This is a genomic window from Porphyromonas levii DSM 23370 (assembly GCF_000379925.1).
Taxonomy (GTDB): Bacteria; Bacteroidota; Bacteroidia; order Bacteroidales; family Porphyromonadaceae; genus Porphyromonas_A; species Porphyromonas_A levii.
Window position 1 is genome coordinate 1 of record NZ_KB904276.1, and the last position, 13588, is coordinate 13588.

Sequence of the window (13588 nt, forward strand, 5' to 3'; positions counted from 1 at the left end):
CGCTATAAAATAAGTAAGATAGAAGGACATTGACCAATCGAGATGTCATCTCTTAGTTCTTTAGTTATTGTAGTAGATATAGATTATTGCCAATATGTCAAGATATAATTAGGTGACTATAGCACTGGGGATCCACCTCTAACCATTCCGAACAGAGAAGTTAAGCCCAGTAACGCCGATGGTACTTTTACGAAGGGAGAGTAGGTAGTCGCCATTTTACTGAGAGACGCTTAGTGGTTTACAACTGAGCGTCTCTCTCTCTTTGTAAACTTTACTGGTTATTGACCACAGTCATTCTCAGATTTCACTGAAGAATGCTTTTATATCTCTTCTTTTTTGTGTATCTTTGCAACGTTTTGGTGTAGGTACTTCCTATGCTCATTTTTATGAGACTAAGTAACGATTTTACTCTTGACTTCACTCACTTCCCTAAGGAGGCAGAAAGCATTGAGCTACTTCTTGGGGATGATTTCTTTGCTCGAAATGAGGGCGGAGAGATTCTTGGTGGAGATGTGAGTTTGATTCTAATTGTATCTCCTCTTGATACTAATCGTTTCCAATTGTCGTTTGATTATGTTGGAGAAGTGTCTGTAGAGTGTGATAGGTGTTTGCAACCTTTGTCTATTGATGTAGATGCGGTGGAGTTAGTGGATATTGTTATTGGTGACTCTCTTAATGATGTTGATGATGAAGTGATTACGCTTGATGCACAAAATCCTATTTATGACTTCTCTTGGATTGCCTATGAGCTCCTGGCACTGCACTTGCCAATCCAGAGAATGCATGAGATAGAGGATTGTGACCCTGAGATGGTGAAATACCTGACTCCAGAAGAGCCTCGTAATGAGGAGGAGGATCCTCGATGGGCTGAGCTAAAGCGTGAATTGAGTAGTAAGAATAATAATTAGTAATATAAATATCGATTATGGCACATCCAAAACGACGTCAGTCGAAGTCTAAGACCAGGAAGCGTAGAACTCATGACGTAGCTACTGCTCCAACACTAGCTAAGTGTCCTAACTGTGGTGCTTACCATGTTTATCATACCGTATGCCCTGAGTGTGGCTATTACCGCGGTCAGATAGCTATTGAGGTAGACGCTTAAGTTTTGCACTTATTAGTGATCATAATAAGCAGAGCAACTCTTCGGAGTGGCTCTGCTTTCGTTTTTTACTGTGCTGTGATTATTGCTTTGAAGTAGGTGCGTATCTCAAAATCTTTTGTTACCTTTGTGTGAGTGAGGCTTTGGATAGTGGATAGTAATCCCTTCCGTGTTTGAAGGCCCAGTAGCTCAGCTGAATAGAGCGTCAGATTCCGGTTCTGAAGGTCGGGGGTTTGAATCCCTTCTGGGTCACCATAGTACAGTTAAGCTGTATTGCAACTATGATATTTTTAATTTAATATAGAGATATAATCTTATGAAGGGTATAACCTATCTTGGTGTCTTAGTACAATTGATTGGCGCTATTTTGCTTATCTATATCGGTTTTGCAGGTAGTAACCAGTCTAATACGGGGCTTATTATTGGTCTGCTCCTAGTAGTTTTTGGTTTCCTTATTCATATCTTCTTGGATAAGAAGCTCAACTCACTACCTTCTAGTACTGAGAAGTAATAACTTCTTCGGGTATTGACTATGGCAGAATTGGCGCCTGAGGGAAGTTTCTCTTAGGTTGCCTTTTTGTGTTTTTCTTACTATGTATGATGAGTATTCCAACTTTCTTTACTGATCAACCATTGGTTGTTCTTGGTGCTACGGGTCGTCTTGCTAGTGAGATGACTTTCTATGCTCTTTTAGAGAGATTTAGCCCCCATATTGTTTTGTGTGGCAGTAGTATGGAGCGCTTGCAGGGACTGAAGGATGAGATAGAAGAGTCTGGCTTCGGGGATATTCAGATAGACTTGTCCTTGTCTATTCCTGAGGCAGTCGCTAATGGTGGCTATATCCTTTTCGCTAAAAGTGTGCCAGGAGGTGCAAAGACAAGAGAGGAGATGTTATTGCAGAATGCGCCTTTCGCTTTAGAAGCCGGACGTGCTATTGCGAATGTTAAGGATAAGGTTACTCGGGTTGTGTGCGTCAGTAATCCTTCAGATCTTATGGGGCTTATGCTCCTTGTACATAGTGAACTCCATCCTGAGAAGGTGATGAGCCTTTCTGCTCTGGATACTGAGCGGTTTCGCAGGACTCTTAAACGGCGATACATGGTAAAGGAAGATGATTTAGAATCTGTCTACACTTTAGGTAGTCACGATACATTAATGGCTCCCATGCTTGATATGGCGCGCATTAGGGGGGAACTTCTTAACTTATCAAGCGGTGAGAAGGAGACAATAGTATCGGAGGTTCGTAGGTCGGGTATCGGTATTTATAAGCAAAGGGGGCAAACCGCTTACCAAAGTCCTGCGATCCATTGTTTGAGGATACTGATGGCAACGGATGAGCATCCGTTTATAGTCCCAACGGCAAGGTATCACCACTCTACTAGGTATCCTTATACTTTCGGTTCTTTATTGACGAGGGTAGATAGCAAAGGTTGTCATCATCTACCATGTTGTGGTAGTAGAGAGGATATAGTGCGTCTTGATGGCGCCTTTGAGTCCATTAGAGTTATGCGAGATCGGCTTATCGAGGAAGGTTTTCTTCCTGCGACCGAAGAGTGGGGTGGAGTATTGCAAGAGGTAAAAGAACTTGTTTGTGTAGAGTAAGATGCAGAAAATATTTAATAGTAGGGAAGTCGTTGAGCTTGAAGCTCAGCTAGTGGATGAGAGAAGTGATTGGGAAGGGGTTTCAGAGCTAATCGCGCACAAGAGTATTGCTGTCTGTAATCGGATTAAGCAAGACTTCCTCCTCAATAGGAGAGCTGTGGTCTTTGCTGGACCTAATGAGAAGGGTGCTCTGGCTATCAAAGTGGCGCAATCCCTTCTAGGAATGCAGTACGATATAGAGGTAGTTCTGCTTAATCCTTCGGGTAATTTGCCTACAGAGGTCGCTATGGAGCGTGATGACTTTTTGGAGGAATCTGACAGGCTGATAGAGGTAACTACCAATTCGTTTAACCCTCCTACTATTGATGAAACAGATCTGCTTATCGATGGGATACAGGGAGTAGAACCAAATCCATCTCTGAATAATGTCGTTAAGTACCTCAATGGCATCAAAGCGATAAAGATTGCTTTGGAAATACCTTCTGGTATGTCTGATGTATCTGATGAACTGATAGACTACACGAAAATATTTAGGGCAGATGCTACCTATACATTTTATAGCCCTCGACTTCTCTTTTTCTTCCCCGAATACGAACCATACGTAGGACGCTGGCGTGTGCTCCAGCCTAGTTTCTATACGCCTCAAAGTAAGAGTGATGCCACTTATATGATCTTTGACACTCAGTCCATGGAGAGTGCACTCCCCATGCGGAGACGGTTTAGCAATAAGTATGATTATGGCAGGGACTTACTGATTGCTGGTTCCAGAAGTATGATGGGCGCTGCTTTGCTTGCGGGTAAGGCTGCTATGGTTTCGGGTGCAGGGCATCTGACGCTTCGTGTGCCAATGGGGACGAATTTTATCATACATACTTCTTTGCCCGAGGCACTCGTTTCGGAGGATCCTTCTGAGGAAAGCTTCTCATCGGCCTCTCTTCCTCTTGCCGATTATACTGCGATTGCGGTCGGTCCTGGTATTGGGCGGTCTACCGAAACAAGATTAGCACTCGAGCAGCTCTTGAGTAGTTACAAGCTGCCTTTGTTATTAGATGCCGATGCACTGGCATTGCTGGCTGATGACGAGGGAAGATTACTTGATATGGTTCCTAAAGGTTCAATCCTTACACCTCATGTAGGCGAGTTCGATCGCCTTTTCGGTCCTTCCAAGAATAGCCGAGAGAGGATAGAGAAGCTACGTACTGCAGCCGAGGAAAGAGGTCTTTATATCCTTCTCAAAGGGGCATATACCGCTACGGCATTACCAACTGGTCAGGTTGTATTTAATCTCACAGGCAATCCTGGTCTGGCTACGGCTGGAAGCGGAGATGTACTCACTGGAATAATCTTAGCGCTCATGGGCAAGAAGCAAGGGCAAATGATTGCTTGTGCTGCTGGAGCATTCTTACATGGTTTTGCTGCCGAGAACTTCGCTGCCGATTATTGTGAAGAGTCGCTAACAGCTAGTGCGCTTGTCCAGTATCTCCCAACAGCTTTCAAGAGATTTACCAGTGATAGTGTAGGGGCACTCTATTTATGATAGAAATGTGGGGAATGCTCATGGTGCTATTCCCCACATTTTATTATCTTTGTCCCTAGTTTAGTTAGTTTGGTAGCAGATTGTAGTGAAACGTAAGGGCTTCCCTTTTTTTATCTTTATACTGGTAGGGTATATCTTATTCTCCTGGATGATCTCTCCGAGAGCGAGAGCAAGTCGAGGAGAGCTAGGTGCCCCTTTTTCTATCCCCTTTATCCAAGCCGTCGATAGTGTAGCTATTGTAGATTCTCTGAAGAAGGATACACTGGTTATGGCGGATACTATCTCAGCCGATAGTAGCTTATTAAGTGATCTAAAAGCTCCACTTGACTTCGAGAGTCAAGACTCTATTGTTATCCTTCCAAAGCGGAACTTTGTAAAGATGTATGGCAATGGTCAGATCAATTATCAGGACCAAAAACTAGTCGGCGACTACATGCACATGCATACCGATAGTGGTACCATCTTCGCTACCTATATTGATTATCCCGACTCTCTCAAGAAAGAGAAGATATATGCTAAGATTACAACGGGTAACGAAAGTTATGAGGCAAAGACCATTAACTATGATATCAATTCCCAGCAAGGCTACATTACCGATGTAGTCACACAGCAGGGAGAGGGTTTCGTTACTGCTAATCGTACAAAGCGTACCAATGCTGGGCTTCTCAATCTAATGGAGGGTAAGTATACGACCTGCGACGATCATTTGCATCCACACTTCTATATTTCCTTAACCAAAGCCAAGGTCCGTCCAGGCAAAGACCTTGTTTCGGGTCCTGTCTACCTCGTTATCGCTGATGTGCCATTGCCGATTGGTCTTCCCTTTGCCTTTTTCCCATTTACCACTTCTAGAGCGTCAGGACTTATCATGCCTACGTATGGTGATGAGATGGAGCGAGGCTTCTACCTCCGCAATGGTGGCTACTACTTTGCTATTAATGATTATGTAGACCTTCAGCTCACCGGAGACCTTTATACAAAAGGATCGTGGGCGGTACAAGCTCAGTCCAATTACAGAAAGAGGTATCGGTATAGTGGTAGCATTAATGCCAGCTATATCGTGACTAAGAGAGGGGATAAAGTGGCGGGCGATTATTCCAAAGCCACAGACTTCCGTATCCAATGGAGTCACCGGCAGGATCCTAAGGCCAATCCCTACCGCACTTTCTCTGCCAACGTTAACTTCTCTACCAGCACTTATAACCATAATAATCTAGATGGTCTGTATAACCAGGCTATTATGGGAGAGAATACCAAGAGCTCTAGTATCAGTTTCTTGCAGAGATTCCCCAATAGTCCGTGGAGTATCTCTGGTTCTATGGATATTAGCCAGCAGTCTAGAGAGAAGAGGATTTCCGTTACCCTCCCTAATCTCTCTATCAATATGAGCCGTATCTACCCATTTAAGCGGAAGCAGCAGGTCGGTAAGGAAAGGTGGTACGAAAAGATTTCTCTATCCTATTCGGGACAGCTCCGTAACTCTATCCAGACGGATGAGAAGGAGATTCTAAAGAAGAATATCCTCAAGGATTGGCAGAATGGTATGAGCCACTCCATCCCTGTGAGTGCCTCCTTTGACTTATTCAATTATATCAAAGTAACCCCATCTTTTAATTATAACGAACGTTGGTACACCTCTCGCCTACAGCATGCGTACGACCCTGCGCTGAATAAAGTAGTGGCTACCGATACTACATACGGTTTCAATAGGGTCTTCGACTTCAATGCCTCACTCTCTCTTTCCACTACCGTTTATGGTTTTTGGAAACCACTGCCATTCCTAGGCGATAAAGTCAATATGATTCGTCACCGCATGGAGCCATCCATTTCTATCAACTATCGTCCCGACTTTGGCGATCCTCGGTGGGGGTATTGGGAGCGTTTGCAATACATTACGCCCGATGGTAGAGAGGTAGAGCAGTATGTATCCCCTTATGATAGGCAACTCTTCGGTGTGCCAGGTAGGGGCAAGAGTGGAAGTATTGGTTTTTCTCTAGCCAACAACTTAGAAGCCAAGATAAAGCAAGATTCTACAGAGTTTAAGAAGATAAGTTTGATAGAGTCGCTCAACCTCTCCACAAGCTACAATCTTGCAGCCGACTCCTTCCAGTGGAGCGATCTCAATGCCTCTATTTCTCTACGCCTATCCGATGCCTTCACGCTCAGACTAGGCGGAGCCTTCGACCCCTATCTTTGGGATTATCATGAGCATGATGGTCGCATCATCCCATATAGAGTAGATAAACTTCGAGTGCTTAATGGTAAGGGAATCGGTCGTTTCCGTGGTACTAGTACCTCGTTCTCGTACACCTTCAATAACCAGACCATTGATAAGATTAAGAGACTCTTCTCTGGGAAAAAAGGAGGTGGTGAAGACGAAGGAGATACCTCTAGCGATAGGTCGGGCTTCGGGGATAATGCCCCAAATGATAATCAGTCGTCATTCGGAGGAGAGGGTGCCAATAACGAAGCAGGGAAATCGCTTTTTTCGGCTCAGGATAGTCCATTGGGAGAGTTTGACCGAGATGGCTACCTTAAGAATAGGATAGATTGGAGCCTTAACTTCAACTATAACCTTTCTCTCGGTCCAGGTGACTTCCGCCCTGAGATTAAAGAGTTCGCCTATAAGTGGAGACATGACCTTAGCTTTAGTGGGCAGTTTTCTCCAACCAAGAATTGGCGCTTCAATTTCTCTGCCAACTACAACTTCGATGAGCGAAGGATTACCAATATGAGTTGTAATGTCACCCGAGACCTGCACTGTTGGAGTATGACCGCTAGCTTTATACCTATTGGAGCCTTCAAGTCCTACAACTTTACTATCGCAGTGAAGAGCCAATTGCTTCATGATCTGAAGTATCAGATGAGCAATCAGCCAAGTTATGGGCGCAACCAACTGTGGTACTAATCATACAAAATCATAATATTTATGGCACAAGACAAGTTACTATTCCTCTTCCATCCTACTGTAGCATCAGGATTTGAAGAGTTGTATCAGCATCTTAATGTGGAGACACTTCCCGAGGGCGCAAAGTTTAGCCTAGATATGCTACCTACTTTGCCCAATGATGCTACCATATTGGGTACAGAGTTTACCCTCCCTATCACCAAGGAGGTCATCGACCACTTCCCTAATCTTCGTCTTATCTCCAACTATGCTGTTGGGTTCAATAATATAGATGTCGCCTATGCCCAGAGCAAGGGTATCACTGTTACCAATACCCCACAAGCGGTAGTACAACCTACTGCCGAGCTTGCAGTGGCTCTCCTCTTAGGTCTTACCAGAAGGATTGCTATATGGGATAGCACCATGCGCCGTCAGCGCTCTAGTGCTAAAGGGTCGCTTGCCGATGGTTTGGGTACCGACATCTATCTCAAGAAAGTAGGTATCATCGGTTATGGTAATATTGGAAGAGCGGTAGGGCGTATACTGAGAGCTATGGGTGCAGAGGTCGTCTACCACAAGCGTACACAGCTTACCCCAGCCGAAGAGGCTCAGGAGGGTGTCCGTTACGCCACGAAAGAAGAGATCTTCCAGACCTGCGATATCATCTCTCTTCATACACCTTACAATCAGGATTCACATCACCTTATCAATAAAGAAAGTCTTTCGATGATGAAACCTTCTGCTATCTTGGTCAATACCGCCCGTGGAAAGGTAGTGAACGAAGCAGATCTTGTAGAGGCACTAAAGAATAAGACTATAGCAGGCGCAGCACTCGATGTCTTTGAGCACGACGATAACCCACTCGATGCGCTCTACGATATGCCCAATGTAGTGATGACCCCACATGTCGGTACACAGACTGCCGAAGCCCGCGTGGCAATGGCCCGAGAGTTCTCCAATAATGTCCTAGGTGTAGTACTCGGGGATCGTCTGTTTGCTAAGGTCGTCCTTAAGTAATAATCTACCTATATACATAAGAGGCTCCGAAAACTCGATGGTTTTCGGAGCCTCTTATGTCATAACTATACCGATTATCCGTGGATCGTGCGGTAGCAGACGATATCTTCGATTGTAAGCACCGGCATATTGTGCGCTTCAGCGAATTTCTTAATCTCTGGCATACGCGCCATTGTCCCATCTGGATTAGTCAGCTCGCATAATACAGCGGAATCACCAAGACCAGCAATAGATACAATATCTATACTCCCCTCCGTGTGTCCTCTTCTCTCCATCACCCCGCCCTCTTTTGCTTGAAGTGGGAATACATGCCCTGGGTGTACCAAGTCTTCAGGACGGGCTTCTGCGCGAGCCGCTGTTCTGATGGTGTGGCACCTATCTTTAGCAGAAACGCCAGTGGTCACCCCCTCTTTTGCTTCTATAGAGATGGTAAATGCTGTGCGGTTGACACAAGTATTGTTGGGTACCATCTGAGGTAGTTGGAGCTCAAGACACTTCTTTGTTTTCAGGCAAAGGCAGATGATACCGCTACACTCTCTAATCATGAGTGCAATGTTTTGGGGTGTTAGATTAGAAGTAGGGTAGATAATATCCCCCTCATTTTCTCTATCCTCATCATCCACGAGCAAAATACCTCTGCCGTCTCGAAGAGCTTCGATGGCAGCCTCAATACGATTGGCAACTACTGTAGGTAGTGTTTCTGATTGTTTCATTTCTGTTGTGCTTAATATTATAATTATAGGAATACTTCTATACTGCAAGAGGAGAAATGATATACCAGAATAATGCGTTTTCCTCTGAAATAAGACTTTCAGAGAAGTATACACCATTGATTCTAAATACCATCCGGACTATAACCGTCGGTCATGGAATTGCACCATGTCAGTCCTAATAATAGGAGTTGTGGACTATACCACCGATAAGGAATTTCACCTATCCTCTTTGAATCACCACAAAGGTACCCAAATTGCGTCAGACAATAAAATACTAAGGATAAAATAATTGCCCTACACCTCGGTGAAAGGTGTAGGGTAATTATATGGTGGGTGTAGGGGATTAGATGCGGTCTAGAACCATCTCTACCAATCCTTCGATAGTCCCCTTGTACTCGGTATTCATCGTTTCACTCTTCCGCCCTGCTATGATGGTGCAGATGGTGATCACACGGTGTCCCAAGATAGCTCCCAGACCAGCAAGGGCAGAACTCTCCATCTCGAAATTGGTGAGCTTCACTCCATTGTAGTCGAAGTTGATAATCTTCTCATTGAGCTTGGGATCAGCTAGGACACCACGCAGGCGACGTCCCTGTGGCGCATAGAAACCATTGCAAGCTATGGTGGCACCAGGTACCACACCGCCAGGGCTTACAAATTGGTCAATCATATCCTGAGGAGCTTTGACCACATAAGGCTTCAGACCATCTATTTTCCACTCTAGCTGTCGTTCCATCTCTGCTTCGAATGCTTTGTCGCACACTTTGTCTCGATCGGCATAGAAGTGGAGCACCCCATCAAAGCCAATAGCATAGTTGGCTGAGACAAAAGACCCAATAGGTGCATTGTCCTGCAAACCACCTGACGTGCCCACACGTACTATCGTTAGCTGCTTGTGCTCGTCCTTAGCCGTACGGGTCTTAAAGTCGATATTAGCGAGTGCATCCAACTCGTTGAGAACGATCTCAATGTTATCTGAGCCAATACCATGCGATAGAGCCGTTAGGCGCTTGCCTTTGTAGGTGCCTGTTACGGTATGAAACTCTCGGCTAGAGACACTTACTTCGATACTATCAAAGTTTGCAGCAATCATATCTACACGTGAAGGGTCACCGCAAATAATAAGCTTATCGGAGATATCCTCTGGGCGGATATGGAGATGGAAGATGGTTCCATCATTATTAATTATGAGTTCAGACTCTGGTATTACGAATTTGTTCATACTTCAATCATTGTCAATGTGCATAGAAGGTGGCGTGTAGAGTGGAGCTAAAGCTCTTGAATGCACACCTCCTTTCACTGGGTTTTACTTCTTCTTGTCTTCGTGAGAGCTTTCTTTGCCTATCTTTTCTTCTGAAATAGGCTTTGCGATGGCATCACGCATAGAGGTGTCTGCCTCTATATTTTTCATGCGATAGTAGTCCATGATACCGAGGTTGCCATTGCGGAAAGCCTCTGCCATAGCAAGAGGAACCTCTGCCTCTGCCTCGATTACCTTGGCTCTAGCTTGCTGAGCTAGGGCACGCATCTCCTGCTCCTGTGCTACAGCCATAGCACGGCGCTCTTCGGCCTTGGCTTGAGCAATATTCTTGTCTGCCTGAGCCTGATCCATCTGCAGTACTGCTCCGATATTCCTACCGATATCAATATCGGCGATATCAATGGAGAGAATCTCAAAAGCTGTCCCCGCATCTAGCCCCTTACGGAGCACTAGTTTACTGATGGAGTCTGGATTCTCAAGTACAACGGTATGTCTTTCGCTCGAACCGATAGAGCTTACAATACCTTCGCCCACACGAGCCAGAATGGTCTCCTCGCCTGCTCCACCTACTAGTCTCTGGATATTAGCACGTACCGTGACACGAGCTTTGGCAATCAATTGAATACCATCTTTTGCTACTGCCGTTACTGGTGGGGTGTCTATTACCTTGGGGTTTACCGACATCTGTACCGCATTGAACACATCGCGCCCTGCGAGGTCAATGGCTGCAGCCATCTTGAAGCTAATATCAATATTCGCCTTATTGGCAGAGACAAGTGCATGCACTACCTGCTCTACATGCCCGCCGGCTAGATAGTGTGCCTCCAATTCATCTCTCGTAAGCTGCAGCCCAGCTTTGTGCGCCTCCACCATTGCCTTAGCAATCACGTGAGGGGGTACATTACGTATCCTCATCAGGAAGAGCTGAATCAGTGAGACCTTGACCCCGGAAGCGCGGGTAGAGATCCAAAGTAGGATAGGGAAGTAGCGGAGGAAGATGGCTATTAGTACAAGAGCAATCACCACCAGCACTATCCATATTGTAAATGAATCGTACATAAATATAAATGGTTAAGTGTTTAGTTATTATTACCTTGGGTTCTCTTCACGAAGACCCTATTATTCCTAATGTTTGAGATATAGATAGGTTCGCCCTCATCTATAAATCCTTCCTCGGATTCCGCTTCGAGTAGGGTGTCCTTGCCGATACGGATGGTGCCACCTAGTGTTAGTCGGCTAGCGGTGACACCTGTGTCTCCCTCAGAGATACCCTTGGGGAGCTTTACTGCTATCTCATCTACCGCATCGGTGAGCTCTACCTTCTTGATAAACTTATTCCGACTGAATAAGTAGAAGCCTATGAGGAAGATGATGATGGTGAGTACTGCAAAGGCAATCGCTAGCGTAAACTGACCACTTCGGACTAGGAAGATCTCAATCCCGATGAAGCCGCCTACACCGAGAATCCCTAGTAATCCTATCCCGGGGATAAAAAAGATTTCGAGCAGAATAAGGGCAGCTGTGAGGATAGCTCCCAATAGGGCGAGGAAAAAGGTAAGTGCTGTCATATATTTAAGTCTATCTATAGTTGGGGAAAGCTAGACCTATCACCTCATTGCGTATGGCTTTGAGGCGTAATCGGTAGCTCTCCAAATTCTTTTCATGATTCAGAACCTGCTCTCGCATTCGGAGGTCATTGAGTAACCTTGGATTGGACTGCAGTTGCTCTCGGAGTGCCGTCAGTGCCTTCTCTGTGCTACTAATAGATTGCTGAAGTTGTACATACTGCTTCAAGGCTGCCTTTGCCTGACTATTCGGCAAGTCTTCTTCTGAGCGAATAGCCAGATCTCCTACCCAAAAGAGGATTGGTCTCTCTGACTTCTGCCCGATATTTTGGGGCGCTTTATAACTCCTATCGACCAATGGCGGGTTGCGCCACATCGCCACATCCGATAACCCTTCACTGCCTTCAAAGCGAGCGAGTGTAGAGGGCGCAAAGACATAGAGACGAAGCGTGTCGCTCACACAGTCGCGAGACGTTATCAGCCAACCAAAGTCGGTCTGCTCATCCACTACATAGGCAAAGTCGTCCGAAGCGCTGTTGAAGGGGATGGACAATTGAGTGGGAACTAGTAGAGCCTGGGCTTCTCTGTCGTACCTGCTAACATACACATCCTTACCGCCCATTGTATTGGGGGGTGTGACACCCTCTTGCTCTATAGAGAAGTATAGCGTATTTCCATCGCTGAGGAGAAAAGGATAGCTCAGACTTGCCCCCTCGGGTAGCCCTCGTATCGCTATTTTTTCGGCATTAGCTTCGTCCCAATCTCCATTGCCAAGCTTATGCACCACCTCAAATGCTGGTACACTATCATTCCCCACTTGCCATTTGGTCTTGCCATCCGGAGTAATATAAGTTGTGGCAGAGGTTATTCCAAGGTGTGCAGTCTGCTTTTGTATGATCTGGAGTAGCTCATCAAGTGTCCCCAAATGCACTTCAGAAGTATTGACCGAGCGTGTGTTGGAAAGCATGCGATTCACCAAGTCAAAGTGTTCCTCTACTTTCTCCCTATTCGCAAGATCCTCTTGTTTCCTCAGTTTTAGGCTATTGTAGAGGCGCATGCGCTCCTCTGCCAAGTCTATTCGATAGCTATTGGTAGCAGCCACTGTAGCCAAAGCCAAGTTCTGAGCAGCTCGCTTATTCTTCTTAGAAAGCCCATTGTACCAGCTTTCTACGTCATGATACCGACCCTCCTCCAGTGCTTGCTTCGCTTGCTGAATAGGAGAGAGGACAGTGGTCGCTTCTTGGGCTACTAGTGGAAGGCTAAGGAGCAGTGAGGCGATTATGATTGCAATTCTCTTCATATACGTCAAATCCTATACCCAAAGGTACATATTTATGTTTACTTGGCAAAGCCATAATTCGGTTGTCTATGTCGAATTATTTTGCTCCTTCTCCCCTCGCTCTTCTTTAGACCTCAACTCCCTAACCCAAAGGTCTTCCATAGGCAAGGGGGCATTGCCTCCACTCCTCAGTTCAGACGTGGCTACCGAACACTGCACTATTGTCTCCTTCAACCAGCCCGTTCCCTACTGGAGTCGAAAGGTTGCTAACCACAGACCTAATCGCTACTAATGCGTTTCTCTTGGCTCGCCTGAGTAGGAAAATTTATTTCTACCTAGATTCCGCAAAGTATGCGTTAGCCCCTGATTATTAGTAGGTGGCGCTATTGATAATTAAAGCCCTGTATTCAAGGAGAATACAGGGCTTATGTCCAGATTTTTTTGTATCTTTATGTTCGTATAGATATTACAAAAAATTATAGAGGACTTGTTATGGCAAAGGTACAATTTATTAGCACAAATCGCAAGACTGCAATCGGGGGAGCTCAATTTTTCATCTCATATTGGGAGAAAATAGGCATGTCGGGACTGATTAACAAGCAGTTAGGAAAGTATAGTCGGATTA

At 45.4% G+C, this 13588-nt stretch carries 12 protein-coding genes, 1 tRNA gene, 1 rRNA gene and 1 riboswitch; of the genes, 9 read left to right on the top strand and 5 right to left on the bottom strand.

Translation table 11 applies throughout. The annotated features are described in order from the left end of the window. Nucleotides 1-108: 108 nt before the first annotated feature. From rrf to A3GG_RS0108290, 9 genes are all read left to right on the top strand, one after another. A 5S ribosomal RNA gene (rrf, locus tag A3GG_RS0108255) occupies nucleotides 109-217 on the top strand. Between the two features lie 169 nt (nucleotides 218-386). Then, nucleotides 387-908 (top strand): YceD family protein, encoded by a 522-nt coding sequence (locus A3GG_RS0108260; protein ID WP_134849425.1) that lies wholly within the window; start codon nucleotides 387-389, stop codon nucleotides 906-908. A gap of 17 nt (nucleotides 909-925) precedes the next feature. Next, nucleotides 926-1105 carry a 50S ribosomal protein L32 gene (gene rpmF / locus A3GG_RS13150; protein WP_083900398.1) on the top strand — a complete coding sequence of 60 codons (180 nt, stop codon included), beginning with the start codon at nucleotides 926-928 and terminating at the stop codon, nucleotides 1103-1105. A gap of 175 nt (nucleotides 1106-1280) precedes the next feature. Next, nucleotides 1281-1357, top strand: a tRNA-Arg gene (locus A3GG_RS0108265). A 61-nt stretch (nucleotides 1358-1418) separates the two neighbouring features. Then, the gene (locus A3GG_RS0108270) at nucleotides 1419-1613 is read left to right on the top strand and encodes a hypothetical protein (RefSeq protein ID WP_018358826.1); all 195 of its coding nucleotides are present in this window, start codon (nucleotides 1419-1421) and stop codon (nucleotides 1611-1613) included. Between the two features lie 86 nt (nucleotides 1614-1699). Beyond that, nucleotides 1700-2704 carry a lactate/malate family dehydrogenase gene (locus tag A3GG_RS0108275; RefSeq protein WP_240704057.1) on the top strand — a complete coding sequence of 335 codons (1005 nt, stop codon included), beginning with the start codon at nucleotides 1700-1702 and terminating at the stop codon, nucleotides 2702-2704. A 1-nt stretch (nucleotide 2705) separates the two neighbouring features. Then, a complete protein-coding gene (locus A3GG_RS0108280; protein ID WP_018358828.1) occupies nucleotides 2706-4241 on the top strand; it encodes an NAD(P)H-hydrate dehydratase in 1536 nt (511 codons plus the stop codon). A gap of 85 nt (nucleotides 4242-4326) precedes the next feature. Beyond that, complete coding sequence (locus tag A3GG_RS0108285; protein ID WP_018358829.1) at nucleotides 4327-7149, top strand: putative LPS assembly protein LptD; 2823 nt, start codon at nucleotides 4327-4329, stop codon at nucleotides 7147-7149. Between the two features lie 21 nt (nucleotides 7150-7170). Next, nucleotides 7171-8145 (top strand): NAD(P)-dependent oxidoreductase, encoded by a 975-nt coding sequence (locus A3GG_RS0108290; protein WP_018358830.1) that lies wholly within the window; start codon nucleotides 7171-7173, stop codon nucleotides 8143-8145. Nucleotides 8146-8219: 74 nt separating this feature from the next. On the opposite strand, the gene ribB is transcribed toward A3GG_RS0108290, so the two are convergent. The 5 genes from ribB to A3GG_RS0108315 form a co-directional block, all read right to left on the bottom strand. Then, a complete protein-coding gene (gene ribB / locus A3GG_RS0108295) occupies nucleotides 8220-8858 on the bottom strand; it encodes a 3,4-dihydroxy-2-butanone-4-phosphate synthase (protein WP_018358831.1) in 639 nt (212 codons plus the stop codon). Nucleotides 8859-8974: 116 nt separating this feature from the next. Continuing rightward, a riboswitch (FMN riboswitch) is annotated at nucleotides 8975-9096 on the bottom strand. A gap of 105 nt (nucleotides 9097-9201) precedes the next feature. After that, complete coding sequence (locus A3GG_RS0108300; protein ID WP_018358832.1) at nucleotides 9202-10080, bottom strand: nucleoside phosphorylase; 879 nt, start codon at nucleotides 10078-10080, stop codon at nucleotides 9202-9204. Nucleotides 10081-10164: 84 nt separating this feature from the next. After that, nucleotides 10165-11178, bottom strand: a complete 1014-nt coding sequence (gene floA, locus A3GG_RS0108305; protein ID WP_018358833.1) for a flotillin-like protein FloA — start codon at nucleotides 11176-11178, stop codon at nucleotides 10165-10167. A 20-nt stretch (nucleotides 11179-11198) separates the two neighbouring features. After that, nucleotides 11199-11687 (bottom strand): NfeD family protein, encoded by a 489-nt coding sequence (locus tag A3GG_RS0108310; protein WP_018358834.1) that lies wholly within the window; start codon nucleotides 11685-11687, stop codon nucleotides 11199-11201. A 10-nt stretch (nucleotides 11688-11697) separates the two neighbouring features. Continuing rightward, nucleotides 11698-12984 carry a hypothetical protein gene (locus A3GG_RS0108315; RefSeq protein WP_018358835.1) on the bottom strand — a complete coding sequence of 429 codons (1287 nt, stop codon included), beginning with the start codon at nucleotides 12982-12984 and terminating at the stop codon, nucleotides 11698-11700. Nucleotides 12985-13588 lie beyond the last annotated feature (604 nt).